Here is a 26,687-nt window from a genome sequence, read left to right as displayed (position 1 = left end):
TCCGTGGTTCTTTATGTGTTGTCATCGTGAGGGCGAGTATTTTGACATAGTGTCTCGGGATAGGCGAGTCAGTGTTTAGTAAGAACGAGCCCAATTAGCTTAAGGAATGTGCCTATAGGTGAGTTGGGAGCTGATTGATTTACGCTGAAATAATATCGTTCAGTTATGAGCTTGATATTTTATAGGCCATATAGTTCTAATAGAAACAATTGTGATTATCCCACATAACAAATCTAGGTCTTTCGCCTGGCTTCTTATTACATTTCATAAACTTACAGGCATGTTAGCGTGACCATAATCTTATAAAAAACAATTAACGGGAGCCTGCAATCATAGTGTGACCAAGCGATAAGTAAATAGCGGAACTTAGGGACAAAATATCATTAGTCCATATTTTTAGCAGGGTTGCTTATGTTGTATTTTGAGTTTCTATTTTTATTAGTCGTACTTTATATCGGGTCTCGGTATGGCGGTATTGGCTTAGGTGTTGTTTCTGGTATTGGTTTGGTTATCGAGGTGTTTGTCTTCAAGATGCCACCAACGTCTCCACCTGTCACCGTAATGCTGATTATCCTCGCTGTTGTTACCTGTGCTTCTATTCTTGAAGCGGCTGGTGGCTTGAAATACATGCTGCAAGTGGCCGAAAGGGTACTGAGAAAGAACCCGAAACGCGTCACTTTGATAGCACCGTTCGTGACTTACTCGATGACTTTCCTATTGGGTACTGGTCATGCAGTTTACTCCATCATGCCTATTATCGGCGATGTTGCACTGAAGAATGGTATTCGTCCTGAGCGCCCAATGGCGGCTGCATCTGTTGCGTCTCAACTAGCGATTACTGCATCTCCTATCTCGGCAGCAGTGGTTTATTACCTCGCGCAACTTTCTGATATCCAACACTCTATTACTCTGCTTTCTATTTTGATGGTGACGGTTCCTGCAACGCTGTTCGGAACACTTTTACTTTCTCTGTATAGCTTGAAACGTGGTAAAGAACTGAACGACGATCCTGAATACCAAGCGCGTTTAAAAGATCCTGAGTGGAAAAAGCGCATCGAAAGCACCACTGCGACGTCTTTGGATGAAGTGCTGCCAACTTCGGCTCGTAATGCGGTATTGATTTTCCTATTGTCGATTGTGGTGATTGTTATCGTGGCGATGGTGCCTGAGATTAGAACCATCGTAGACGGCGACAAGCCAATCAAAATGTCGGTGATCATCCAAATGATGATGCTCTGTTTCGGCGGTATCATCTTGCTGGCAACGAAAACCGACCCACGTGACGTGCCAAATGGCGTGGTATTTAAATCGGGTATGGTGGCAGCGATTGCTATCTTCGGTATCGCTTGGATGTCGGATACTTACTTCCAATACGCAATGCCTCAGTTCAAGTCTGGCATCGTGGAAATGGTGACCAATTACCCGTGGACGTTTGCGCTAGCGCTATTCATCGTATCGGTTGTGGTGAACTCTCAAGCCGCTACTGCACGTATGATGCTACCGGTTGGCCTTGGCTTAGGATTAGATCCAGCACTGCTTATCGGCTTGATGCCAGCGGTTTACGGTTACTTCTTCATCCCGAACTACCCATCAGACATCGCAACGGTTAACTTCGATGTCTCTGGCACCACCAAGATTGGTAAGTGGTACTTCAACCACTCATTCATGTCGGTTGGTTTGATCGGTGTAGTCGGCGCATGTTGCTTAGGCTACGCACTGGCTCAGATTTTTATCGCTTAATGAATTAGCTTTCTTTGAGATAGCTAAATAACAAACAAAAACAGCGCCTATTGAGGCGCTGTTTTTGTTTGTTCTGTCTTGGGAATTAGCTTTGATACGAGCTCTAAAGCAATATTAACGTAGCTCAAAAGCCAAAGACTGAATCGCTTCTTCTATCGTTAAGAAGTGGATCTTCATCAGGCACACTTCAGCTTTCTGGAACTCGTGGTTTCGAATGAGTTTGGTCACGTTTTCAACCGAATACTGGTCCGCTCGTTTAGCTAGAGACAGATTGTTAGAACTCGATTGAAGCGAATAGCTGTCGCCAACTGAATCGATGAGGTAATCCTCTTCGCCCAAGATCATGTCTGAGCATTCTGCTTGAAAATCGTTCTCGGACGCGACGTAAATAAGCTCATCATCACCGTCGAGTTTTACCAAAGATGGCCAACTGATCATTACTGCCCTTTCTATGTGCTGCTTACTGCTTTTAATAGTGGTGACGACAAGCAATTATGTAAAAGTTATCGTCATCTGCTTTATACACTAATCGATTCTTGTCATCGATTCGTCTTGACCAAAATCCAGACAGGTTGCCGACTAGTGGCTCCGGCTTTCCAATCCCTTCAAAGGGCGTTCTTTTGGCAGCTTCAATCAACTTATTTAGTTTCTTGAGCGTTTTCTTGTCTTGGGTTTGCCAGTATAGGTAATCTTCCCAAGCATTATCTGTAAATACAATCTTTCGATCATTCGTCATTATTCAATTCTCGAACGGTTGTATTTCCGGCTTCGAGTTGAGCAATGGATTCAGCTAATCTTTCAGCGTTTTTAGGCGAGCTCATTAGGTACAAGGTTTCTTGCATTGAATTAAAATGATCAAGAGACATGACCACTGCATCTTCTGAATCTCGTCTGGTTATTACCGTAACATCAGAATCGTCTACCACTCTATCGAGCACAGACTTAAGGCTATTTCTGGCCTCAGTAAAAGAAACAATATTCATCACTTATTTACCCTGTTGTTTTTGGATATGTTTAATCTTTCTATATACACAGAATAGTTAATCATTCATGAATTAACTATTCTACATGTTCCGCTTGTTGTACATGTTATATCAGAGCTTACACATGATCAACTTATGGTACATGTCATTCATTGTAAATATGCAGAGAGTTACTGACTCAAAATGCTATTTACTCAAAGATCGGCCTAATGGTGCGAAGTAACCTTGCAGGGCTTGGTATATCTGTTCTCGGTGCGCCATATCAGGATACACGGGGTACATATCAGGCTTGGTTGTGCCATCCACTAGATAAGCGTTCTTGATATCGGAACACGATTCAATCACGGATTCAAAAGCGCGCGCCATCATCTCTGTGGGTAGTGAGAAGTAACGGGCAGACATCGCTTTGTCGGCAATCACACTGCGAGCCACATAATCGTGTTTGTCCAAGTTATTGTCGCTAAGCAGTGTGGAATCAAACAGAGACATCAAACTTTCGTTTAATGGATGAGGTCGCACCGTTCTATCGTGCAACCAACAGTCGCTGGCGAACAGGATCTGCTTGCGAGGGCCAGAGGTATCGCCGATTTCAAACGCTTTCTCAGCGATATAGTGGTCAAATGCATGCCAAAACTCGTGAGCGAGCGCGCCAGCTCCGGCATTCTTCGCGAGGGCTAATTCTCGTTGGTTCGGGGCATAGTGTGCTTGTACGCCTTTTCTGCCGCCACTGCCGAACGCTAAGCCTAATGTGCCGCGAAGGCCAATCGCTTCTGGTGGCAAAGCCAAGATGTAAGCCAAGTCGGCTAGCGAATCGAATATCAGATTTGCGGCCAACTCTTTTTCTTCTTTCGTCACCCAAGCACCCACACGAATGCTGCCCATACCGAAGGTTTGTTTGATGTCCATGAATGACACCTGATCGCCATGTCGGTAGTCTGGGCCTTCGCGCGTTTTGTATTTAAAGTGAGTTAACTTCAAAAGGGTCCTTGGAAACAGACGTAAGAATGAATAGTGTGCTCAGTGAGATGCGCCTGTGTGAGATGCATCTCTTGGAATTAAAGGACGTTAGCACTTTTGATAGCAAATTGCCGAACAAAATTAGTTTAGATTGAGTTCGAAAGCTTCCCATGAAGTTGGGTTACCTTCACGAGTGAGTGGAAAGAGTGGCTGTTGTGGTTTTGCATAGCTTAATCGGTGCAGTCTTTGAGTTACGTGGTAGCTATCAAGCCCTGATACCGTGACCAAATCCAACGCTTCTAAATCAAGGTAGCCATCCGGCATCACGGCGCGTTTGGGTGCGTGAATCGTTATAACTTCACCGATCAACATTTGCGTTTGATTGCTTTCGATTGTTATCTGTTCTTTGAACGCTAACCCTATCTTTAAACTGCTCTCCAAGACGAAGGGAGCGGGGAATGTGTCGTCATAATAGGCCGTTAAGCCGACCGCGTTGAATTCTGAGACTGGTTTAGGGTAGCGAGCCGAGGTTTGATGGGCCTTTTTAACAAAGTCAGCACCAATGCTGTTAACGGTGAAGTACTTAGTTTCTAGGATGTTTTCTAGCGTATGACGTCGGCTTTTATCTGGGCGAACAATAAAACCAAGCAGCGCGGGATCAGACCCTAGGTGAATGACAGAGCTCACTATCGCAAGGTTTTCAAGCCCCTGTTTATCACAAGTACCAATTAGGTTGGCGCTTTTAAATCCAGATAGGGAGTTAACCAAACGAATGCGGTGGCGCGGGTCCATTGTTTGGATATCTTGTTTAGAAAGGGTCATGTCCTTCATATCTTCTCTTCTTCTCTTCTTCTCATTTATTGTTATCTTCGAGCATGCTCACTAACGGACTTATATGTACGAAGAATCCGCTTTTATCGATCAAAGAGCGCTTATTGGCCGTGGGCAGTTTGTCTCTTTTATCTCTGCTACAGCACAATGAACGAGATCCTTTGCATAGATTTACGTACGTTGACGTCCCTTTACATCACAGGAGCTAAAGTAATGATGTCGTCTTTATGAGTGTTAACAAATGAAAACAGTCCGCAATATCATTTGGGCAATGATTGCCACAATGTCAGCCTTTTGGTTTGCGATGGAACCGCAATTATTCGCTTCAAGCGATGTCTTTGAATGGCGCTCAGCCATGATTCAGTACTCAGGTATTTTGTCTCTGGTGTTAATGTCCATCACAATGATCTTGGCGATGCGTTTGCCTATGGTTGAGAATTGGCTGAAAGGTATGGATAAAGCATATCGAGTCCATAAATGGCTCGGTATCGGTGGTGTTGCACTGGGTGTGACACACTGGTTGTGGTACCAAATACCTAAGTCATTGGTGGTGTCTGGTGTGTTAGATAAGCCTGTTCGACACGATGGTTCAGGGCCGCAAGCTGTTTTGACTGGATGGGAGTTATGGGTCAATGAATTACGCGGTATTGCTCAGAGTATTGGCGAGTGGGGCTTCTACTTGTTGCTCATTTTACTGGTGGCGTCACTATGGGCGGCAGTGAAGTACAAACCGTTTAAATTGTCGCACCGTCTGATGTCGGTTGCGTACCTGTTTATCGCTTTCCACTCAGTAATCCTGCTTAAACGAGCGTATTGGGGAGAACCTATTTATTATCTAACTGTGGCATTTGCTTTGGCTGGGTCTATCGCAGCGATTTACAGTTTGTTGGGCTTGGTTGGGCGTCGTAATCGTCACTCAGCGACGATTATCTCGACTCGCTATTTTCCACAAGCTGAAGTGATGGAGCTGGTGTTAAAACCGGAGGCATCTTGGCAAGGTCACAAAGCTGGGCAGTTTGCGTACTTGCGTTTCGGTAATGAAGACCCGCATCCGTTTACCATTGTTTCTGGCAGTGATGATCCAGAGTTGCGCTTTTTGATTAAAGAGCTGGGTGATTTTACTAATGGCCTATATGAACGAGTGAAAGCGGGCGATGCGGTTACGGTTGAAGGACCCTATGGTCGACTTTATTTTGACCTAAGCAAGCCACAAATTTGGATTGCTGGTGGTGTCGGGATAGCGTCGTTTTTTGCAACACTTGAAGCGCTCAAAACAGAACGAGATCATCCTCGTATTCAACTGTTTTATTGTACTCGCGGTGTTGATAAGCAATTAATCGATGAGTTGTGGCACCTAGCACACGCGGTTGGTGTGAAGTTGACCGTGATAGATACCTTGCACTCACCGCGGCTAAACGCCGGAAGAATTGTCAATCAATGTGGCGACCTCAACGAGTACGAGATGTATTTCTGCGGGCCGGAGTTGTTCTCTACATCACTGAAAAAAGAATTAGACACCTATCAATTTGATATTGAAAAGCACTACCACGAAGAGCTGTTTGTGATGCGTTAAAGCCAACTATTGGAGCTGTGATTGTTAAATTAGTCAATCGGCACAGTGTAAAAAGGCGTAAAGTCACTCAATTTGTTATTGCAGCGGTTTGCTATTGAGCGATACCATATAGGGCTGTTTCTTTGGTAAAGATGTAATTATGTCAGATGAAAAACTCGCACTCGAATGGATGCGCCAACAAGCTCATAAAGTTGACCCATACGTTATCGATCCATCGTTTGATGAATGCGTTGAGTTGCTTGATCCTGCCTTCAAGAAAGGCAAGAGTGTTGCTCAACTCAAGTATCTGTTATCAGAAGCAGATCGCCGAGCGGGCGCGGCAGAACGTAAGCATGCGGCTTTAAAATACGCCAAAGAGAAAAGCCCAAATGCTGGTCAAATCTTGCGACTGCAAAGCAAGCTTCAACAAGTTCAGTTGGCTCTCAAGCTTGCCACTGGCGATAACAATATGACCATATCTCAGTTCTGTGCGGAGTACGATGTCTCTAAGCGTGACGGCAATACGGCATGGAATGAAAAGTTGGTGGAGCAGGGTAAGAGAAAGTAGTCTTTTAAACGCTTTATTCTTCTATAAACTGTCACGTTAGTTAATGTCATACACTTTTCAAAAAACGACCTATTGTTATCAATGAACGCCTTTCTAAAGCCTGAAAAATCGCTTCTCAGGCTTTAATTTTTATAGCCAACCTGTTGCATTTTTTAGCGCCTTTCCTAATTCTCGTACTGGATTTTCTCTCTATTTTTCTGAGATATCTAATGTGCGCGATACACTATTTTTCGCCCATTAATCAATTTCACTTGTGACAAAGTTATCAGAATTATGCATTTTCGGTAACGTTCCCGAAATTATCGATCTATCATCCACTCAGATACAAAAGTGAAGTAATCAACACGACTGATTTCTATTTCTTCTTCGATATAGAGCTTATACATCAAAAGTATAAGCCGAAATGTGCTTACGAATTATTTTGGGAACGTTTGCAGATAATCCAAAACAATTAACGTGAGAACATCAGAATGAAACGACACATTTTAGCGGTTGCTGTAACAATGGGGCTAATGACTACATCGGTATTAGCAAGTGAAGACGTTGCAGCATTAGAGCAACGTATTAATGAATTAGAACAAAGGGTTGCACAAACAGAGCAGGTCTCTACCGAGGCCAATGAAAAGGCTTCTTCGTTTGAGTTTCACGGCTATGCTCGCTCTGGGTTATTGATCAACGACGACCTAAACGGCGCGACAGGTACTGGTCCTTACATGACAGCGGCGGGTGCCATGGGAGCTCCAATTGGACGTCTTGGTGTTGAAGATGATCATTACGTTGAAGCGAACTTGATTCATAAGCGATTTGCAGACGATGGCTCTAGTGCTTTGTTTCGCATCATGTTGGCCGACAGTACTGAGACAAATAACGAGTGGACTGCCAGCGAAAGCCAGTTGAATGTGCGACAAGTGTATTCAGAACTGAACCGTCTGAGCATGTTCTCTGAATCTGAAGCGTTTTCTGAAGCAACGTTTTGGGCGGGTAAACGATTCGATCGCGACAACTTTGATATTCACTTTTTCGATTCGGATATTGTCTTCTTATCAGGTACTGGTGCGGGCGTTTATGACGTTCAGATGAGCGACAACTGGAAAGCGAATTTCTCTATTTATGGCCGAGATTTTGGTGAGATTGATAGCTCGTCAACAGATGTAGAAAACTACATTGCAACCATGAATAACCGTATTGGCCAATGGCAAGTGATGTTGAGCGGTATGACCTCAGCAGACAACGATAGCCGCCTAAATGGCGCAGCTGAAAGCGGTGTACACGCAATGTTTGCGTACCATGGAGACAACTTCTTTGGTCTGAGCGAAGGCTTCTCTAAAACGGGTATGTTAGTGGGTAGTGGCCTAGGTGCAGAGCTAAAAGGCATCGGTTCAAATGGTGATCTACTGGATGACGCGAAAGCCGTTCGCCTGTTTAGCTACGGTGTCACTCGCATTGGCGACAACTGGCGCTTAGCACCTGCATTAATGGCAGAGCATAGCCAAGACCGTTTGAAGAAGAATGACGAGTTCACATGGGCTTCTTTAAACGTTCGATTAGCTCAAGAGTTCACAGAGAACTTTGAGATGGTTTACGAAGGTTCATTGCAATACATGGATTTAGACAACTCGACAGAGCAAGCGAGCGGCGGTTTCTACAAAGCGACAGTTGCACCAACACTCAAGCTTTCAACTAGCACTGGTTTCTTTGACCGACCAGAACTGCGTTTCGCTGTGAGCTATGTGGATTGGAGTGAAGACCTAAATGGTTACTCGATCAGCACTGAAGCAGATGCTGCAACGATGGGAGAGGGCGGCGAGGTTCTGTTTGCACTGCAGATGGAAACTTGGTTCTAATTGCTTGATATATCGTTTAGATAGAGAGTGTTACTCATGATGTGATAGTCGCATCAGCAAATGCCAACCTTATCGTTTCAACTCGAAGGTTGGCATTTTTTATCTTGGGATAACCTGATCTCTGAAATAAATCGCTAGCAAGACTCTCGGTCAATAGTGGTGAAGGTCAACACCATCTTGCTCATTTCAAAGCCTTTTTTCTCAATACGGTCGAGTAGCAGCTTGGCTCCATTTTCTCCCGCTTTATCAAACGCATAGTTAAACGTAGACAGCGTTGGTGTGCATACTGAAGCAAGTTCATCATCACCCACGCCGAGTACCAAGACATCCTTTCCTGGAACGAGGCCCGCTTCTTGAATTGCTCTGATCGCACCGATTGCGATACGGTCAGTGGCGCAGAATAGGCCGTCGAGCTTGGTGTGCTCCTTGAGATACTGCTTCGCCAGTTGGTAACCTGATTCTATGGTGAAGTCGCCACGGGCGTGAAATTGCAGTGTGAGGTCGTTAAATTGAAGCGATTGAACGAAGCCTTCCGATCTCATCTTATCAACCGCAATATCATCACCTTGCACACCGATGAATCCCATATGCTTACAAGCTTTCGCTATGAGGCGATTACCCGCTTCAAACCCTACGCGAGTGTCGTCGTGCACAATGCTTGGGATGTTAAACATTGACCCGTCTTGACCAACCAATACCACGGGTACGGCAGAGCTTTGAATCGCTTTGACTAATTGGTTGTCGAGGTGGGTCGCGTACAGGATGATTCCTTCAACACGCTTCTGGTTAAATATCTGAATATATTCAAGTTCTTTATGGTGTGTTTGGTGTGTGCTCGCTAATAATACATGCTTGCCCGCTTGCTCTAATACGGCGGTTAAACCATCGACACCCTGAGAGGTGGCATGGGAAGAAACCCTAGGAACAATCACGCCAACCAGGTTGGTTTTTTGGGACTTTAAGTCTTTAGCGACTTGGTTTGGGAGATAGCCACACTCTTCAACCGCTTTACGCACCTTCACCTTGGTCGCGTCTTTTACGCCATACTCATCATTGATTACTCTTGAAACCGTCGACTTGGAAACTCCAGCGAGACGAGCGACATCATGAAGACTAGCCATTATTCATTATCCAATTGTAATTTTAGTTTTGGGATTGTTTGCAAACAGAGCATCAAATTTACCTGTTATTAGGGGATTTTAACCCTGTCTTCTTATCCTAGGGAGATAATTTGAAGATCATTCTCACACTATTGAGCAGTTATCTTTGATCATTTGTTATTTCTAGGCAAAAATTTGTTTTGCAAACGTTCCCGAAAATTCAAAAGCTCAAATGATAATCCAATGGGGTATGTAATGAATTATCCAAAAATAGCAAAAGAGCTGCTTTCTCTATTAGGTGGTAAAAGTAATATCACCGCACTCGCACACTGCGCGACTCGTCTGCGTCTTGCGGTTGCAGACCAAGATAAAATTGATGAACAGGCGATTGATAACCTAGAAGGGGTTAAGGGCCAGTTTAAAGTGGCAGGTCAATATCAGATCATCTTTGGCTCAGGCATCGTAAACCAAGTTTATGCTGAGTTGGCTAAGCTGACTGAAATGACGGAAATGTCGACCAACGATGTGGCGTCTGCAGGTGCTGACAACCAAAATATCCTGCAACGCGCGGTGAAAGGCCTGTCTGATATTTTTGTACCAATCATTCCGGCGATTGTTGCTGGTGGTTTGTTGATGGGTATCTACAACCTATTGACGGCTCAAGGCTTATTCATTGATGGCAAATCTTTAATCGACGCTAATCCGGGTTTGACCGACTTAGCAAACATGATCAATACATTTGCTAATGCTCCTTTTGTGTACTTACCTATTTTATTAGCATTTTCAGCGAGTAAGAAGTTTGGTGGTAACCCATACCTTGGCGCGGCTTTAGGTATGTTGATGGTTCACCCAGACTTGCTTAACGGCTGGGGCTTCGGTGGCGCATCAGTGTCGGGCAGCATTCCGGTTTGGAACATTTTAGGTTTCGAAATCGAGAAAGTAGGCTATCAAGGTTCAGTACTACCCGTTCTTGTTTCTGCGTTTATTCTAGCGAAAGTTGAGCTTGGGCTGCGTAAAGTTATTCCTTCGGTTCTGGATAACTTGCTAACGCCGCTATTGGCGATTTTCATAACTGGTTTGTTAACATTCACGATTGTTGGTCCATTTACTCGTGATATCGGCTTCCTGCTTGGTGACGGCCTAAATTGGTTATACAACAGTGCTGGCTTCATTGGCGGTGCGGTGTTTGGTTTGATTTATGCGCCGTTTGTTATTACTGGTATGCACCATAGCTTTATTGCTATTGAAACTCAGTTGCTTGCGGATATTGCAACAACTGGTGGTACGTTTATCTTCCCTATCGCGGCGATGTCTAACGTGTCACAAGGTGCAGCGGCACTGGCGGTTGGTTTCATGAGTAAAGATAAGAAAATGAAAGGTATCGCGATTCCTTCTGGTGTGACCGGTTTGCTTGGTATTACTGAGCCTGCAATGTTCGGTGTGAACTTGAAGCTTCGCTACCCATTCATTGCTGCGGTTTGTGCAGCTGCGGTTTCAAGCGCGTTTATCACTATGTTCAATGTGAAAGCACAAGCATTGGGGGCGGCGGGTATTCCTGGCATCATCTCAATATCACCAGAAAAGATTGGCTACTACGTGGTAGGTATGATTATCGCGTTCGTGACTGCCTTTGCTCTGACCGTTGTTTTAGGTCTGCGCGAGCGCAGCAAGCAAAACATTAAAGCAACAGCTTAACGTTTCTCCCTAGAAGTGAAGCCCCCCTTTTCACTTCATTTCCTAAGCTTTGGGGTGCTAGCTAGGTGATTTGGCTTAGCTAGCCTTTTTATATTTTTACATGACAGCGTGAAGTGTCACCTTGCTTTTGGTTGCTACTGCTTTCGATTGCCATCGCTTTCGGTTGTCATGATTTTCAGTTTTAAGGTAAGAAAGATGAATCAAGTTTGGGTAACTGGAGACGCCGTCGTCGACCTCATTCCGGAGACTGACGCGACATTATTGAAATGTCCGGGCGGTGCGCCTGCTAATGTCGCGGTAGCGATTTCTCGCCTTTTAGGCAAAAGCGCATTTTTTGGCCGAGTGGGTAACGATCCGTTTGGCACTTTTATGGAAGTGACTCTGCAAAAGGAAAGTGTGAATACCGAGCGTTTGGTGAAGGACCCTGAACAACGCACGTCAACCGTGGTGGTCGATCTTGATGACCAAGGCGAGCGTAGCTTTACGTTTATGGTTAAGCCAAGTGCCGACCAGTTTATGTCTGTTGAAGACATTCCCGAATTTAAGAAAAACGAGTGGCTACACGTCTGCTCGATCTCTTTGGCTAATGAACCAAGCCGAAGCAGTACCTTCGAAGCGATCCGACGTATGAAAGCCGCGGGCGGTTACATCAGCTTCGATCCAAACCTTCGTGATGAAGTGTGGCAAAACCCATCTGAAATTAAGTCTGTGGTCATGAAAGCGGTTGAATTGGCTGATGTGGTTAAATTCTCAGAAGAAGAACTGGACTTCTTAACCGATTCAACTTCGATGGAACAAGGTTTGGCTAACATTGCAGATCTTAACAACATGCTTGTTCTGGTTACGCAGGGCGCGAAAGGCGTTTGGCGAGTATTTGAAAACCAAGGTGTGTTGATTTCAGGTCGCTCAGTGACGCCAGTGGATACCACGGGTGCAGGCGATGCTTTTGTTGGCGGTTTGCTTGCAAAGCTTTCTCAAGATGATGAGTGGAACAATCAACAAGTCGTCGATTCTGCAATTCAGTGGGCGAATGGGTGTGGTGCACTGGCGACCACGCAAAAAGGCGCAATGACCGCACTTCCAACGCAAGAAGCTCTTACTCAGTTTATTCAAAAAGACTCTTCAAATACGAATGCCGTAGAGGAGAGTGTATGAGTTTGAACTCGAACTGGACAGTAGAGCAAAGATATCGCCGTATAGAAGATATTTCTCTAGAGAGTATTGATGCGATGGTAGAGCTTCGCAAACAAGACTCTGGCTATCCAAGCTACCATATTGCGCCTAAGTTTGGTCTGCTTAATGATCCGAATGGTCTGTGTTTCTTTAATGGTGAACACCACCTATTTTACCAATGGACGCCAGTTGGCCCCGTCCATGGTATGAAGTACTGGTACCACCTTTCTACCAAAGACTTCGTTCATTTCGAAGACCACGGCATTGGCTTGCACCCAGACCAAGATTACGACTCTCACGGTGTTTACTCTGGTGGTGCATTGGTTGAAAACGACAATGCATTGTTGTTTTTTACAGGTAACAAGCGCGACGGAAATTGGTTGCGAGTGCCAACTCAATGTTTTGCCAAGATGACTGCTGACGGCAAAATAGAAAAGCACGGCGTGGTTATCGAAAACGATCACTACACCGAACATTTCCGCGACCCAAAAGTGTGGAAACAGGGCGGCGATTATCTGATGGTTGTGGGTGCTCAAACGCCTCAAAATACTGGCTCTATGGCGCTATATTGCAGCCGAGACCTGATGAATTGGCAGCACAAAGGTCCAATTCAAACTCGTTACAACAACCTTGGCTATATGTGGGAATGCCCAGATTTCTTTGAAATAGAGAATCAGTCGGTGATGCTGTTTTCTCCACAAGGTGTGTCTAGCGAAAATCCATACGATTTCAAAAATATCTACTCGGTGGCTTATATCGTCGGTGACCGCCTAAATCTCGATTCGGTAGAACTGGAAAACCACCAAGATATTGCGCAGCCAGATTATGGCTTCGATTTCTATGCACCACAGACTTATTTAGATGATACAGGCCGCCGTATTCTGATTGCTTGGATTGGTCTGCCTGAGATTGATACACCATCTAATGAGTATCAGTGGGCGGGCATGTTGTCGTTACCACGCGAACTTCAAATCCAAGATGGCTATCTTGTTCAGTCTGCTTTACCTGAATTGAAAGCGCTACAGGGTGAAGCTGTGGTGGTTGAAAATGCTCTTGAATTGGATACAACCAGCTTCATGGTTGAGCTCGAAACGGATACTGACGAGTTTGAGTTTACACTTGCTAACGTTGCGGGTGATAACATCGTGTTCAGTGCTACAGAAAAGGAGTTCATGCTTGATCGCAGTAAGATGTCTCAGCTCTACGCGGAAGAGTTTGGCTCAGTGAGAAAAGCACCGAGGTTGAGCACCAAGCAAACCATCGAGGTTTATGTTGATAAGTCAGTGATCGAAATCTTTATCAATGGCGGTAAGCACACAATGACCAGCCGTTTCTTCATTGATGACTTGAGTTCATTGTCGATGACTGGTGACGTGAACACCGTTTATCACTCGATGAACCCAATTAAAGGGTTGGACAACTAACCTCCGCTTATCTCCATCAAGAAAGCCGCTGATCAACAGCGGCTTTTGTTTGGTCTGCGACATCACTATTGTGCTAACTCTTTGACCTTGTCCATTCCCCGTAGCCCTGAATCTCAAGTCCATTTAGAACAAACAACCAACGCTAAGGTCGAATGTTATTGAAGCTGACCTTCTGCGTTCCATCTCCAAGTTTCTCCAACTTAACCACGTCCCCTTGATAGTAATACGGTTCCATTGGCATATTGCTGTTGGTCGGTCTTGCGTAGTGCAATACAGCTAGTTTAGCGTCAACTTGCTGAGCATATAAATAGCCAATCAGCGCATGTTCAAATTGGTGATAGCCATTGCCCCAATGGAAAGCTTTAGTTCGCTTAGGATCAAGCCCAACGCCACCATATTTGTGGTCGACCCATACATCATGAAAGGTTGGTAGGGTGTATTGCAGGACGTCTTTCATTGAACCATCGACCAGCGAAACCGTCATGGCCGCTTGATCAAGCTCAGCCCACTCCCATGATGACGCCCACTGACTGTGCGGTCTGCTTTGCCAGCCCGTGATATCTTGCCCTTGCCACATTTTCTGAAGTCGCTCACCAAAGTAGTTAAATACATTGGCAAAGTTTTTCTGATATTGCGCCTGATCCAGAGTGTGTTTCATGCCGTCTAAACCAAACTCCGACCAATCGGAATTATCTAATGCATGACCGGTTAGATAGGTCATCCAATATGCTTTGATGGTGTGCCCAAAATCGTTGTGATTGGCATTCGGCATCATCGCAGCTTTATCGTGAATAGCCCCGTAGAAGCGTTGTTCATCTTCAGAATGGTATTGGTCAATCATGGCTTGTGTGAGCCAATTCAGGTCATCAAGCCATTTGGATTTGACGGGCTCTTTGAGCAGAGGAGCGACGAGCAACAGGTAGCCGTTTATTTGATCAAGTTGCGCGACCAGTTCGCGTCGTTTTGCACTGCCATCTTCACCGTCAGCAAGTACCCAAGCAAGACCACTGTTGTCGCTAAGTCGATATTTATCAAAGATAAAAGCTTGTTGGGCGATGAGTGCTTCTTCTACCTTTTTGTCTTGGGTCAGGTAGTAGTACATAGCAAGGCCAACCAGCGCGTACGCTTGATCTTGAGAGGTACGCTGCTGCCAATCTTGGCCTACTTTTCCCTCTTTTGTGTAGCCGATAAAGCCACCATTTTGCTTATCTTCTAGCTGTTCAATGATGTAGTAGGCACCTTGTTTGGCAAGCGCTAAAGCCTGCTTATCACCAGTAAGGTGGTAGAGCACGCCGTAGGCATAGGTTTGGCGTGATTTCATGCGTGTAAACTCCTTGCCAAAGTGCGGAGTGATCCAGCCTTTGTTCAATTCAGGACACACATCAGATACATCGAGCAAGGTACCATCATCACAGCGGAAAGTAGGGAAGTTGCCTACCGGTTCTCCTTGAGCGCTAGGCATCAGCCAGTAAGGTGCGAGCCCTTCAGAGGCATGATTGATCCAGTCTTCTCCAGAGGGAAGGGTGACATTGGCAGATACGGCCAAGCTGGCCACGCTGAGTAATGCGATCGTTGCTCGTAACATGATGTTTATCTTAATGATTTGAGTTTCGTTGAATATAAACAATCGCATCTGCACATTGTGATTCGGTGATCACAATCGACCAAATTATTAAGGTTTAAATAAAGGCTCACAGACTAGTGAGCCTTGAAAGGGTGTTTTGTATTTTATACAGGCTTGCCTGCCTCGTCCTCTTCAACTACATCGGTTTCTAAGCTTGCCTCTGCCAACCATTTTTGTATTGATGGGCTGTTAAGCACGCGTTGTTGATACTGCGATGCTTTCTTTGAAAGCTGGATGCCATAGGTTTCTACACGTAAAGCCACAGGTGCAAACATCGCATCGGCAATCGACCATTCACCAAACAACCATCCTTCAGGGTATTGTTCAATCTGCGTCGACCAAATGGCATCGATACGAGCGATGTCTTTTAGTGCTTCTTCACTGAGTGTGAGCTTTCGTTGCGCGCGGCAGTTCATCGGCATTTCATTTCTGACGGCAAAAAATCCAGAGTGCATCTCGGCGGAAATTGCTCGGGCATGGGCGCGTTCTTTCACTGAACTGGGCCATGCTACGTCGTTCAAGTGAGCGTCGTTAACGTATTCGAGAATGGCCAATGAATCCCACACAGCAACGTCACCGTCAACTAGGGTTGGAACCTTGGCCGTTGGCGTCACTTTCGCCAGAGTGTCGTAAAAATCGGAGGTGAATAGCTTGAGCTTGATGACTTCCGCATTCAGGTTGTAGTTGTCGAATATTAGCCATGCGCGCAGTGACCAAGTTGAGTAGTTCTGGTTTCCAATATAAAGCTGCATCGTTGCTTCCTTGCGTTTAGTGGGTATGTATTGAGCCTAGGGGCATGCATTTGAGCTTAGGGGATTGTATTGCGGCGTACTAACGGATAATTTTGATGCAATACATTAATAAAAACGATGGGTGGTGATTTCAATATGGATATTGATGCTTTGCGAGGCTTTCTCGCGTTTGTGGAAACCAGTAGTTTCACTCGTGCAGCGAAACAGATAAATCGTACCCAATCGGCATTCAGTGCTCAGATGCGTAAGTTGGAAGAAGAACTCAACGTCACTCTTTTCCAGAAAGAAGGACGTAATTTAATACTGACTGAAGCTGGCTTAGCGCTGCGTTCTCATGCCGAACAGTTGGTCGCCCTCCACAACACCGCCCTCAAGCAAGTAAAGCGTTACGAAGACAAACAACCTCTGCGACTCGGCTGCCCTGAAGACTACAACGACACCATTCTTCCAAAAGTGATTCGCCTGTTACAGCAAGCAGAACCTACCTGTTCCATTCAAATATTTAGCCTACCAAGTATTAACCTCAGAGAGTGGTTAGATGATGGCCGTTTAGATGCGGCGATTGTCACCAGAGCGCCTGATAGTGAAGAGGGTTACTGGCTTACACATGATGTGGGTGTTTGGATAAGCAGCCCTGACTATGCATTCGATGAGTCTAAACCAGTCCCACTAGCCTTGTTTCAGACCGATTGTAAGTACCACGCAGCGGCAGTGAATGGCTTAACCAAGCAGGGCACGCCTTATCAGTTATTGGCGTGTAGCAATACTGCTTCAGCGCAGCGATCGATCGTTAAAGCTGGATTAGCCATTGGCGCGATGGGTAAGCTGAGCGTGACTTCAGATTTGAGAATCCTCGATGATATGCCACCGTTGCCTTCGGTCGATATTGTGCTGATCCTAGCGACCAAGCATCACCCGGTATTGGATAAAGAAGTGCTCAATCAACTTGTGGAGTTGGATTCTGAGTAGCTTAGATTCCTTTTCCTACTATAGAATCCCCAAGCTCTTTAGCTTTCGGTAAATGGTATTGCGGCTGATACCGAGTATTCTCGAAGTCTTACTTATGTTGCCTTGGTTGGCTTGATAGGTTTGCAGCAAGGTTTCTTCAACGGTACTTCTTAAATCGTTACTCGCTGTACCTTTGATGGCATTAGGAGTCATTAGCTGATGCTGATTATCGTGTGCTAATGACGTGAGATGTTGAGCAAGGTGGCTGGGCACATGCTCGAGTGTGAGTTGGGGTTCATCACTTGCTAATAGAGCAGCAACCTTAAGTAAGTTGTCTAATTCGCGGATATTACCCGGCCAAGAATAGGCGCACAGTAAGCTCATCAAGTGCGGGCAGATTGTCTGTTCGTCTTCGGCGTATTTACGATGAATGTGCTCGATTAAAGCGTGCTTGTCTTGTCGGTGTTGTAGGCTTGGCAAGGTGAAGGCTAAGCCATTGAGTCTGTAATACAGGTCTTGCCTAAACTCACCTGTTGCGACTAACTGCTCGAGGTTTTTGTGAGTTGCAGCGATGATCTGACAATCGACTTGATAGCTTTGATTAGAACCAACTGGCACCACGGATTTGTCTTGCAGAACATGCAGTAGTCGGCACTGAGCTTCTAAAGGCATGTCGGCGATCTCATCTAGAAATAGAATCCCTTTATCTGCTTGACGGATCTTACCTTGGAAGCCCTTGTGGCTTGCTCCCGTAAAGGCGCCCGGCGCGTAACCAAACAGTTCAGATTCGATAAGGTCTTTAGGCAGCGCGCCACAATTTACCGCTACCAAGGGCGAAGACTTACGCTGGCTTTGCTTGTGCAGCGCTTTAACAAATTCGCCTTTGCCAACTCCTGTTTCTCCTAAGATCAACAAACTGATCCCTTTATCGATTACCTTGTTGGCTTGCTGCCAAGCGTGTTCGATTTGTTGTTCGCCATGGTGCAAATCGCACGATGCTGAAATAGAGCGAGTGCGTTTTGCAGTTGGATGTTTGAGGTGCTGTTTCTCAAATACAAAAGGCGTGTCTAATGAGGTTCGGTTGAACAGGGTATCGATACTCTCACCGACGATCGAGGTTTGATCCAATAGTTGAGAGGCGACCTGATTGTGTGCCACCACCTCCCCAGCTTCATTGGCTATTACAATCCCTTGCCAACCACTGTGTAATAACGATTTCTCACATGCGAGGTCGATGCGAGTGGTGCCTTGTGGGATGTGGCTCAGTAGCTGGTTTTCAACAAGCTGAACCATATTTTGGACCAGTAGCTGCACCGAACTGTCGTGCTGTTGCTGCTCACTGGTAATGTCCAATACGCCAACCATGTTCCCTTGGTGATCAAACACAGGGCTTGCTGAACAGCTGATAAATCGATGCTGGTGGATGAAGTGCTGCTCACCAATGATGGTCACGGGTTTAGCTTCAACAATCGCGGTGCCAATCGCGTTGGTGCCCTTAAGTTGTTCCTGCCAACACGCTCCTGAGCTGAGTGCAATTGATGTCAGCTTCTCCTTAAACCGCTCCTGTCCCCAACTCGCCAGAATCACCCCTTCAATATCGGTCAGAATCAAACGACTGTCGGTACGAGCAAACATCTGATTAAACAAAGGTAGCGCATTGCGTTCGACGATGTGGATCAAGTCAGCCGATTGATGACGTCGCTGCTTAAGAATCGATTGTGGTAGGCGAATGTCTTCAGGAAGTCGTCTCTGTTTTAGACCCGCTTCTGTGCTGCGGTGCCAAGAGGACGAAAGCCAATCTGAGGTGTTTGCTTGTTGAAGGTGCATGACTGTTCCATGTCGTAACAGTGAGGGTGTACCAATTTGGAACAGTTGAACACTGGAGTGGTTTCCATACGTCCGTTCAATGCCAACTCACTTTGGGTTGTAAACGTTTGGTAATCATAGTTTTACAATTTATTAACAACAAGTTTTGAAGTTCTGGCGTGTGATTTGCGTTGTTACTGTTGTGAAGAAAACACGAAGTATCAGTGTTTTAAACAGAAAGCATAAACATGGGCGTCTCGCCATGAGTTCTTTTCTCAAGGGGAGCCGCCACAAAAATAAGACAGCTCTAGCTCAATAACGAATATCAAATCGAAGAAGGATCTAACTATGATTTACGCACAGCCGGGTAGTGACAACGCAGTGGTGAACTTTAAAGCTCAATACGATAACTTTATCGGTGGCGAGTGGGTGAAGCCTGTCAGCGGCGAGTATTTTGATAACACTTCCCCAGTGAATGGTCAGGTGTATTGCCAAGTGGCACGTTCAACAGAGGCAGACATTAGCTTGGCACTCGATGCGGCGCATGCGGCTCGTGCTAGTTGGGCTGCGACCAGTGTGACAGAACGTTCCAATATCCTACTTAAAATTTCCGATCGCATTGAAGCGCACCTAGAAGAAATCGCGGTGGCGGAGACGTGGGAAAACGGCAAGCCTGTGCGTGAAACTCTAGCGGCAGACATCCCGTTAGTTGTTGACCACTTCCGTTACTTTGCAGGCTGTATTCGGGCGCAAGAAGGCAGCGCAGCCGAGCTAGATTCAAACACCGCGAGCTACCACTTCCCAGAACCCATCGGTGTGGTGGGGCAGATCATTCCTTGGAACTTCCCGATTTTAATGGCGGCTTGGAAATTGGCGCCAGCACTGGCTGCGGGTTGCTGTGTTGTGATGAAGCCAGCGGAGCAAACACCGACATCGATCTTAGTGATGATGGAGAAGATCGCTGATCTTCTACCTGCAGGCGTAGTCAACATCGTCAATGGTTTTGGTAACGAAGCGGGTCAAGCGTTAGCAACCAGCGATCGCTTGGCGAAATTGGCCTTTACCGGTTCGACAGAAGTCGGTCACCACATCTTGAAATGTGCGGCTGAAAGCTTGATTCCATCAACGGTTGAGCTTGGCGGTAAGTCTCCAAATATCTATTTCCCAGACATCTTTAACCATGAAGACGAATACCTTGATAAGTGTGTCGAAGGCATGTTGCTGGCGTTCTTCAACCAAGGTGAAGTGTGTACCTGTCCATCACGTGTGCTGATCCATGAATCGGTGTACGACAAGTTCATCGCCAAGGTGGTCGAGCGTGCTCAAACTATTAAACAAGGTAACCCGCTAGATACTGATACTCAGGTTGGCGCACAAGCTTCAAAAGAGCAGTTCGATAAGATTCTGAGTTACCTTGAAATCGGTCGTCAAGAGGGTGCGAAAGTGCTGACAGGTGGCGAAGTTGCGCAGCAATCTGATGATCTCGGTAATGGTTATTACATCCAGCCAACAATGTTGGAAGGGCACAACAAGATGCGAGTATTCCAAGAGGAGATCTTCGGTCCTGTTATCGCGGTGACGACGTTTAAAGATGAAGCAGAAGCACTCGAGATAGCCAATGATACCGAATATGGCTTGGGTGCAGGCGTGTGGACGCGTGATGCAAACCTCGCGTATCGAATGGGTCGCAACATTGAAGCCGGCCGTATCTGGGTGAACTGCTACCACGCTTACCCAGCTCATGCCGCGTTTGGTGGTTATAAGAAATCCGGCATCGGCCGTGAGACACATAAGATGATGCTCGATCACTACCAAAATACTAAGAACCTGTTGATCAGCTACGATACTAACCCACTAGGATTTTTCTAAAATAGATAGGTTCTAGAACAGTCTATTAGGAAGTCACTAGCAACGAGATGGCTTAAACAATACAAGTAAAATGAAAAGCAAAACGCCAAGTTCTTATGAGCTTGGCGTTTTTATATTTGAATCGCTCTAGTTTTGCGAAAAGAAGATCTCGGGCTTGTGGACTGGGCCATAGTTGCCTTCTAACTGAGTGAGTTCTAATCCTTGTTTGCCTATCAAAGAGCCGACTAACTGGCGGTTGAACGGGTAGCTGTCGGGGTTGTTAATGTACTCTTCAACATCAATCCATTTAGCTTCTGCAATTTCATCTGTGTCTTGAATCGCAATCTCTTGAGTTTGAGCGATAAGGTGACAAACAAAGTAGAGGTTAGACTTTCCGAATTGATACGGGTGTCTCGTCGCCATGCCAACCACTGAAACGAACGTGGCTTCGATACCGGTTTCTTCCAAGGTTTCACGAACCACGGATTCTTCAATGCCTTCACCCAACTCAATATGACCGCCCGGTAATTTGTAGCCCGTCATGCCGTGTTCTTTAATCATCAGCACTTGGTTGTGTTCGTTAGTGATTAACGCGCCAGCACCCAAGGTGTGGGTCGGAATGAAAGGCACAAACTCTACAATCTCGGATTTGTGGATCAGCGTAATCTCGTCTTCTAAGCAGTTGTGAAACACAAAGCCAAGCTCAGTCGCCACCGGAATAAGGTGCGAGAGTGAAATAGGTAAGCTAATCCAAATAATGCCTTTGCTATTCTGCTTTGAAAATTCGGTGATCTCGCTGAGTTCGGCATTGAATGAGTCAACATCGTGAGGGGCTGTTGCTGGGTCAATGATGATGCCGTTAAATTTGTCGAGCGTAAATTCCACGGGTGATCCTTTATTATTTTGATTTATTGGGCGTCGAGCATGGTCTGAGCTTATCGTATCTAAAGAGCTTATAACACCTTGAGAGCAAGGGCAGCAGTGAATCAAAAGTAGGCAATGCAGTTTATGTCGAACGGGTCGGGATAAGTGGAGGGTGTTGCTAGAAACAAAAACTGCGCTTGGAAGCCAAAGCGCAGTTTTAAAATGAGGTTTATTGCAGTTCGATTTTAACGAATATAGTTCGCGTTAATACTCACGTACCAGTGTTGAAGCTTGCCATCAGATTTCTTGATCCACAAATCGTTGGTGTAGCTATCAATCTTGCCGTTAACCGTAAGGTTGAATGTGTTCTCGTCGAATTCGCCAAGCTTCACGAACTGGTCCGTGGTAATCAGGAATGGGTCCATGTCGTCTACACCAACCACATCTGAAATCACATAGTAGTGGTAAGTCAGCGGCTTGCTCGCATCATTCGGGTTGCTGCGATACGCAACAAGCTTGAATGGTTCCGTTAATGGAACGTCGAGCGTTTGCTTGTCCATGGTCGCTGGAATTGGAATAAACAGCCAAGCGGTAAACAGACCGCTCAATAAAACCATCAGGAAGAAAAGAGTCTTAATTGCTTTCATAGCAACCTTCAAAATATGGGGGATGTTAATGGGGCTATGGTAACTAGGGAGAGTAAAGATGCAAGCTCTGTTATTACCCTATCTTATCTCAGCTTAATCTAGCGCAAAGAAAGCGGTTCGGTTAACTCGAAATGTAAACACGAGTGCTTAACTCTTGATTATGGCTTAAGAGAATTCGTTATTTGAACCAATCTTGGTTTTTAACCAGTCTCTCGAAACAAGGCGAAGAACTGTCGCGAAATGACCTATATAGATAAAATTCAGTACGATAAGAATAGCGCATGAATATTTTTTGAGCGTTTTCTTATGCATTTAAATCCACGGTTAAGTGGCGAATACCATTCTTATGTCGATCACTCATTTCGTATCGATTGTTCACTTGGCTCCAATCCATTTGGCGCACCAGAAATTCCTGAACATGTGATCAAAGATATTATCTACGGTATTGATAAGTACTATTGCCACAGGGAGCTTTCGGAGCTGACTTATCTGACTCGCCAGTTTATTGGGATTGAAGATTGTCGTATTACGTACACCACGGGCTCTCTTGGGGCGCTAGAACTTATCTTCAATAAACTTATCGATCACAACAATCGCACCATGATAGGCATTGGCCCTCAGTTTGTTGAAGCAGTATCAGAGTTCACTTTGGTGGGCGGGAAGTACCAGTCCATCAACATGTTTGATTATCAAAACGAGTCGGATCTGTTCGGTGTGTTGGCATCAAAAATAAGCAGTCAAAATCCTGCCTTGGTGTATATCGATAATCCCAACAACCCAACGGGTCGAATCTACGACAGAGCTTATCTGGTCGAGATAGCGAGAGTATGTGAGCGTTCTGGCGCTATTTTGATTGTCGACGAGGCATATGGTGAATACCTGACCCCTGAGCAGTCTATGCTCGATCAGACCTTAGTCTTGGACAACTTAATAGTTTTACGAACCTTTTCTAAAGGTTTAGGGCTCGCTGGGATTCGACTCGGTTACTTAGCCAGCAGTGAAAACCTGACTTCTGCAATCGAAGCTGCGGTGAGTGTGTTTACGCCGACTTACCCCTCAATAAAAATCGCATCGGCGACCTTACCCAATGCAAAACACTTCTTAGAAATGAACCGCAGCAAATGATCGGCTTGTTGTCTGAGAACAATATTGAGGTGGTTGGCACGTCAATATCGACGCCCATTATGTTGTTGAAAAAGAGAGGAACTCACCTTTCAAAGCTATTTGAGAGTATCGGTATTAAGACATGTTCGGGTGTCGATTTTGCTATTACGTGCGACGCGATGACTGAAGAGTATGTTCGATTACGAATTGTTGGCAATGATATAGATTTAGAAGCGTTAAAGCAGCGTATTAAGCAGTTATAAAAGCAACCGTTATAAAATCAGTAGGCATAAAAAAGCCCGCACCTTGCGTTTACAAAGTGCGGGCTAAATTCATCTGGCTACTTGTTTAAGTAAGCAGCGTGGAACTCAATGTGTTCATCAATAAAGCTAGAGATGAAGTAGTAGCTGTGGTCGTAACCAGGCTGCATACGTAGATCTAAATCGGCATTGGTTACCTTAGCGGCTTCGACTAATTGCTCAGGTTTAAGCTGTTCAATCAGGAAGTTATCGGCTTCACCTTGGTCGACCAACATTGGCAGTTTAGTGCCTTTGGTTTTTAGAAGCTCAGAGGCATCGTAGTGTTTCCACTCTTCAATATCCAAGCCTAGGTATTGGTTGAAGGCTTTTTGTCCCCAAGGGCATTGCATTGGGTTGGTGATTGGGCTGAATGCAGAGATAGAACGGTAGCTATCTTCGTTTTTAATGCCAATCGTTAGGGCACCATGTCCGCCCATGCTGTGACCAGAAATCGATTTTACGGATGTAACAGGGAAGAACGACTCAATTAATGCAGGGAGCTCTGTTACCACGTAATCGTACATGTGGTAATGGCTGTCCCATGGCGCTTGAGTGGCATTCACATAGAAGCCTGCACCTTGGCCGAGATCGTAATTTTCATCGTCGGCAACACCTTCGCCACGTGGGCTAGTGTCTGGTGCCACAATCGCGATGCCTTGCTCAGCCGCGGCTTTGAAAGCGCCGGCTTTTTGCATGAAGTTTTCATCGGTACAGGTTAAGCCTGACAACCAATACAAAACAGGAACTGGGTTTTCTTTGCTTGCGTTAGGTGGCAAGAAAATCGCAAAACGCATGTTGCAGTCAAGCGTTGCAGAAAAGTGGGTGTATTGTTTGTGCCAACCACCAGCAACCTTTGCTTGGCTAATGTTTTCGATTGTCATCTATTGTGCTCCGTTAGGTTGATGGTTTGGGAGTAAATTTGTCTATATTACATAAAGTTTCACCACCCACCGGGCAGGAGGTGGTGAAGACAGTTTGTTGCTATTCATTTGTAGCTGTGGCCTCGATGCTCGAAAGAATCGAGGCCAAGATGTGTTACTTATCCATGTGTAGAACAGTACGGATAGATTCACCTTTGTGCATTAGGTCGAATGCTTCGTTAACGTCTTGCAGACCCATAGTGTGAGTAATGAACTCTTGAAGACCAAACTCACCTGCCATGTAGCGGTTAACGATTTCTGGAAGCTCAGAGCGGCCTTTAACACCACCGAAAGCAGAACCACGCCATACGCGACCAGTCACTAGTTGGAATGGACGAGTTGAGATCTCTTGACCTGCGCCTGCAACACCAATGATTACAGATTCGCCCCAACCTTTGTGGCAGCACTCAAGTGCTTGACGCATCACGTTTACGTTACCGATACACTCGAAAGAGTACTCAACACCACCGTCTGTCATCTCTACGATAACGTCTTGGATTGGCTTGTCGTAGTTCATTGGGTTGATGCAGTCAGTCGCGCCAAGTTGTTTCGCTAGCTCGAATTTGCTCTCGTTGATGTCAACACCGATGATGCGGTTAGCACCAGCCATGCGAGCACCAATGATTGCAGAAAGACCGATACCGCCAAGGCCGAATACAGCAACGTTGTCGCCTTTTTCAACTTTAGCTGTGTTAAGTACCGCGCCCATACCTGTTGTTACACCACAACCTAGAAGACAAACTTCTTCAAGTGGTGCTTCTTTGCTTACTTTCGCTAGAGAGATTTCTGGAAGTACAGTGTACTCAGAGAAAGTAGAGCAACCCATGTAATGGAAAATTGTTTCGCCATTGATAGAGAAGCGGCTTGTACCGTCTGGCATTAGGCCTTTACCTTGCGTTTCACGAACGGCTTGGCATAGGTTAGTTTTACCAGATTTACAGAACTTACATTCGCCACATTCAGCTGTGTAAAGTGGGATAACGTGGTCGCCAATCTCAACACTTGTAACGCCTTCGCCGATCATCTCAACGATACCGCCACCTTCGTGACCAAGAATTGAAGGGAAGATACCTTCTGGATCGTCACCTGATAATGTGAATGCGTCAGTGTGACAAACACCAGTAGCAACGATGCGAACTAGAACCTCACCAGCTTTAGGAAGTTGTACATCAACTTCTTCCATTTTTAGTGGCTCGCCAGCTGCCCATGCAACCATTGCTTTTGATTTGATATGCGTTTGACCAGGTTTAATTTCGATTGTCATTGGATGTTTCCTATATGTCAGTACAGCGGATAATTGTGCAATTAAATTCAACCCGTTAAGCGTAGTTGAGCTTAATTGTTTCCGCTCTCTCGTTTTGTTGGAGCTAGTATAGGTGTGAGTGCATGTTTTGATAATCCCCTTAAATAGAAAATGATTATTACGTATTTGTAATAATAGAGCATTTAGGTTCCTCGTGTTAACCGAAAGTCACACTTAAGAATTTTTAAGGTACGTCATAATAATTGCTTACTGAAAATCACATGAATTGGAAATAAAACTACAATATTCTGAGCGCCGTATTTAATGTTGTGGACTCATACATGCTTTTATCTCTTCCGCCTCCAGTGATGCTGTCACTTGCCATCGTGCTTGAAGTTGTCGCGACTTCTTTATTGCCTAAAACGCAGCAATTTACTTCCCTTCCTGCGACCGCCGCAGTACTCGTCGGTTATGGCTTTGCTTTTTATCTGTTGTCTCTCACGGTTCAAACCATGTCTTTGGGTGTGGCGTATGCGATTTGGTGTGGCGCAGGGATAGTGTTGGTCGCGGCGTTGTCTTGGTTGGTCTACGGGCAAAAGCTAGACATCTACGCGATCATTGGCATCGCTTTGATTCTGTCTGGTGTGGTGGTCATTAACCTGTTTTCAACGTCGGTGAGTCACTAAGAGTCTATTTCCTACTTCTGAAGGAACAAACTAATTGGAATCTAGAGTAGTTAGCCTTCAACTTAAGGTATTGAATATA

General features: G+C 45.5%; 25 protein-coding genes. 12 read left to right on the top strand and 13 right to left on the bottom strand.

All coding sequences use genetic code 11. The annotated features are described in order from the left end of the window. The first annotated feature begins 411 nt into the window (after window positions 1-411). Window positions 412-1,740, top strand: a complete 1,329-nt coding sequence (locus tag AB4512_RS02870; RefSeq protein WP_004732879.1) for an anaerobic C4-dicarboxylate transporter — start codon at window positions 412-414, stop codon at window positions 1,738-1,740. Window positions 1,741-1,854: 114 nt separating this feature from the next. Here the strand turns inward: AB4512_RS02870 and AB4512_RS02865 are convergent, their stop codons facing one another. The 5 genes from AB4512_RS02865 to AB4512_RS02845 form a co-directional block, all read right to left on the bottom strand. Continuing rightward, complete coding sequence (locus tag AB4512_RS02865) at window positions 1,855-2,178, bottom strand: DUF4144 domain-containing protein (protein ID WP_372174365.1); 324 nt, start codon at window positions 2,176-2,178, stop codon at window positions 1,855-1,857. Between the two features lie 31 nt (window positions 2,179-2,209). Beyond that, complete coding sequence (locus tag AB4512_RS02860; protein ID WP_017069754.1) at window positions 2,210-2,476, bottom strand: Txe/YoeB family addiction module toxin; 267 nt, start codon at window positions 2,474-2,476, stop codon at window positions 2,210-2,212. Then, entirely contained in the window at window positions 2,466-2,723 is a 258-nt protein-coding gene (locus tag AB4512_RS02855) for a type II toxin-antitoxin system Phd/YefM family antitoxin (RefSeq protein ID WP_017061616.1), read from the bottom strand. The genes AB4512_RS02860 and AB4512_RS02855 overlap by 11 nt, the downstream gene beginning before the upstream one ends. Before the next feature lie 186 nt (window positions 2,724-2,909). Continuing rightward, window positions 2,910-3,701 (bottom strand): CLCA_X family protein, encoded by a 792-nt coding sequence (locus tag AB4512_RS02850; RefSeq protein ID WP_372174363.1) that lies wholly within the window; start codon window positions 3,699-3,701, stop codon window positions 2,910-2,912. Between the two features lie 120 nt (window positions 3,702-3,821). Then, on the bottom strand, window positions 3,822-4,511 hold the full coding sequence (locus AB4512_RS02845) for a flavin reductase family protein (protein ID WP_017061618.1): 690 nt from the start codon (window positions 4,509-4,511) through the stop codon (window positions 3,822-3,824). Window positions 4,512-4,752: 241 nt separating this feature from the next. On the opposite strand from AB4512_RS02845, the gene AB4512_RS02840 reads away from it, so the two are divergent. The 3 genes from AB4512_RS02840 (at window position 4,753) to AB4512_RS02830 (ending at window position 8,475) form a co-directional block, all read left to right on the top strand. After that, window positions 4,753-6,084, top strand: coding sequence for a ferric reductase-like transmembrane domain-containing protein (locus AB4512_RS02840; RefSeq protein WP_017064979.1), 1,332 nt, complete (start codon window positions 4,753-4,755; stop codon window positions 6,082-6,084). Between the two features lie 139 nt (window positions 6,085-6,223). Further along, window positions 6,224-6,631, top strand: coding sequence for a hypothetical protein (locus AB4512_RS02835; RefSeq protein ID WP_017054885.1), 408 nt, complete (start codon window positions 6,224-6,226; stop codon window positions 6,629-6,631). Between the two features lie 470 nt (window positions 6,632-7,101). Beyond that, window positions 7,102-8,475: a carbohydrate porin gene (locus AB4512_RS02830; protein WP_372174361.1), complete on the top strand. Its 1,374-nt coding sequence runs from the start codon at window positions 7,102-7,104 to the stop codon at window positions 8,473-8,475. Between the two features lie 134 nt (window positions 8,476-8,609). Here the strand turns inward: AB4512_RS02830 and AB4512_RS02825 are convergent, their stop codons facing one another. Continuing rightward, on the bottom strand, window positions 8,610-9,596 hold the full coding sequence (locus tag AB4512_RS02825) for a LacI family DNA-binding transcriptional regulator (RefSeq protein ID WP_372174359.1): 987 nt from the start codon (window positions 9,594-9,596) through the stop codon (window positions 8,610-8,612). A 234-nt stretch (window positions 9,597-9,830) separates the two neighbouring features. On the opposite strand from AB4512_RS02825, the gene AB4512_RS02820 reads away from it, so the two are divergent. From AB4512_RS02820 to AB4512_RS02810, 3 genes are all read left to right on the top strand, one after another. After that, window positions 9,831-11,270, top strand: a complete 1,440-nt coding sequence (locus AB4512_RS02820) for a sucrose-specific PTS transporter subunit IIBC (protein WP_171732892.1) — start codon at window positions 9,831-9,833, stop codon at window positions 11,268-11,270. 195 nt (window positions 11,271-11,465) lie between these two features. Beyond that, window positions 11,466-12,425 (top strand): aminoimidazole riboside kinase, encoded by a 960-nt coding sequence (locus AB4512_RS02815; RefSeq protein WP_372174357.1) that lies wholly within the window; start codon window positions 11,466-11,468, stop codon window positions 12,423-12,425. Beyond that, window positions 12,422-13,867 (top strand): sucrose-6-phosphate hydrolase, encoded by a 1,446-nt coding sequence (locus tag AB4512_RS02810; protein ID WP_372100790.1) that lies wholly within the window; start codon window positions 12,422-12,424, stop codon window positions 13,865-13,867. The genes AB4512_RS02815 and AB4512_RS02810 overlap by 4 nt, the downstream gene beginning before the upstream one ends. A 142-nt stretch (window positions 13,868-14,009) precedes the next feature. Here AB4512_RS02810 and AB4512_RS02805 read toward each other — a convergent pair whose 3' ends face one another. Further along, a complete protein-coding gene (locus AB4512_RS02805; protein ID WP_372174355.1) occupies window positions 14,010-15,452 on the bottom strand; it encodes an N-acylglucosamine 2-epimerase in 1,443 nt (480 codons plus the stop codon). A 143-nt stretch (window positions 15,453-15,595) separates the two neighbouring features. Continuing rightward, window positions 15,596-16,243 (bottom strand): glutathione S-transferase family protein, encoded by a 648-nt coding sequence (locus AB4512_RS02800; protein ID WP_372174353.1) that lies wholly within the window; start codon window positions 16,241-16,243, stop codon window positions 15,596-15,598. Between the two features lie 117 nt (window positions 16,244-16,360). Here AB4512_RS02800 and AB4512_RS02795 point away from each other — a divergent pair, with 117 nt between their 5' ends. Further along, window positions 16,361-17,212, top strand: coding sequence for a LysR family transcriptional regulator (locus AB4512_RS02795; RefSeq protein WP_372174351.1), 852 nt, complete (start codon window positions 16,361-16,363; stop codon window positions 17,210-17,212). Window positions 17,213-17,230: 18 nt separating this feature from the next. Here the strand turns inward: AB4512_RS02795 and AB4512_RS02790 are convergent, their stop codons facing one another. After that, window positions 17,231-19,018, bottom strand: coding sequence for a sigma-54-dependent Fis family transcriptional regulator (locus tag AB4512_RS02790; protein ID WP_372174349.1), 1,788 nt, complete (start codon window positions 19,016-19,018; stop codon window positions 17,231-17,233). A gap of 327 nt (window positions 19,019-19,345) precedes the next feature. On the opposite strand from AB4512_RS02790, the gene AB4512_RS02785 reads away from it, so the two are divergent. Beyond that, entirely contained in the window at window positions 19,346-20,866 is a 1,521-nt protein-coding gene (locus tag AB4512_RS02785; protein WP_137002175.1) for an aldehyde dehydrogenase family protein, read from the top strand. 126 nt (window positions 20,867-20,992) lie between these two features. Here AB4512_RS02785 and AB4512_RS02780 read toward each other — a convergent pair whose 3' ends face one another. Both AB4512_RS02780 and AB4512_RS02775 read right to left on the bottom strand, forming a co-directional pair. After that, entirely contained in the window at window positions 20,993-21,730 is a 738-nt protein-coding gene (locus tag AB4512_RS02780; protein ID WP_102398053.1) for an NUDIX domain-containing protein, read from the bottom strand. 224 nt (window positions 21,731-21,954) lie between these two features. Continuing rightward, window positions 21,955-22,356, bottom strand: coding sequence for a hypothetical protein (locus AB4512_RS02775; protein ID WP_017061631.1), 402 nt, complete (start codon window positions 22,354-22,356; stop codon window positions 21,955-21,957). A 306-nt stretch (window positions 22,357-22,662) separates the two neighbouring features. On the opposite strand from AB4512_RS02775, the gene AB4512_RS02770 reads away from it, so the two are divergent. Beyond that, the gene (locus AB4512_RS02770) at window positions 22,663-23,481 is read left to right on the top strand and encodes an aminotransferase class I/II-fold pyridoxal phosphate-dependent enzyme (RefSeq protein WP_372174347.1); all 819 of its coding nucleotides are present in this window, start codon (window positions 22,663-22,665) and stop codon (window positions 23,479-23,481) included. 8 nt (window positions 23,482-23,489) lie between these two features. After that, window positions 23,490-23,723: a hypothetical protein gene (locus tag AB4512_RS02765; protein ID WP_372174345.1), complete on the top strand. Its 234-nt coding sequence runs from the start codon at window positions 23,490-23,492 to the stop codon at window positions 23,721-23,723. A 77-nt stretch (window positions 23,724-23,800) separates the two neighbouring features. On the opposite strand, the gene fghA is transcribed toward AB4512_RS02765, so the two are convergent. After that, a complete protein-coding gene (gene fghA, locus AB4512_RS02760) occupies window positions 23,801-24,640 on the bottom strand; it encodes an S-formylglutathione hydrolase (protein WP_017061633.1) in 840 nt (279 codons plus the stop codon). 154 nt (window positions 24,641-24,794) lie between these two features. Continuing rightward, a complete protein-coding gene (locus AB4512_RS02755) occupies window positions 24,795-25,943 on the bottom strand; it encodes an S-(hydroxymethyl)glutathione dehydrogenase/class III alcohol dehydrogenase (protein WP_017061634.1) in 1,149 nt (382 codons plus the stop codon). 320 nt (window positions 25,944-26,263) lie between these two features. On the opposite strand from AB4512_RS02755, the gene AB4512_RS02750 reads away from it, so the two are divergent. After that, window positions 26,264-26,608 carry a multidrug efflux SMR transporter gene (locus tag AB4512_RS02750; protein WP_017061635.1) on the top strand — a complete coding sequence of 115 codons (345 nt, stop codon included), beginning with the start codon at window positions 26,264-26,266 and terminating at the stop codon, window positions 26,606-26,608. Window positions 26,609-26,687 lie beyond the last annotated feature (79 nt).

Source organism: Vibrio sp. 10N.222.52.B7, assembly GCF_041474275.1.
Taxonomy (GTDB): Bacteria; Pseudomonadota; Gammaproteobacteria; order Enterobacterales; family Vibrionaceae; genus Vibrio; species Vibrio crassostreae_C.
The sequence above is the reverse complement of the archived record's forward strand: the minus strand, read 5'-3'. Positions and strand labels throughout refer to the sequence as shown.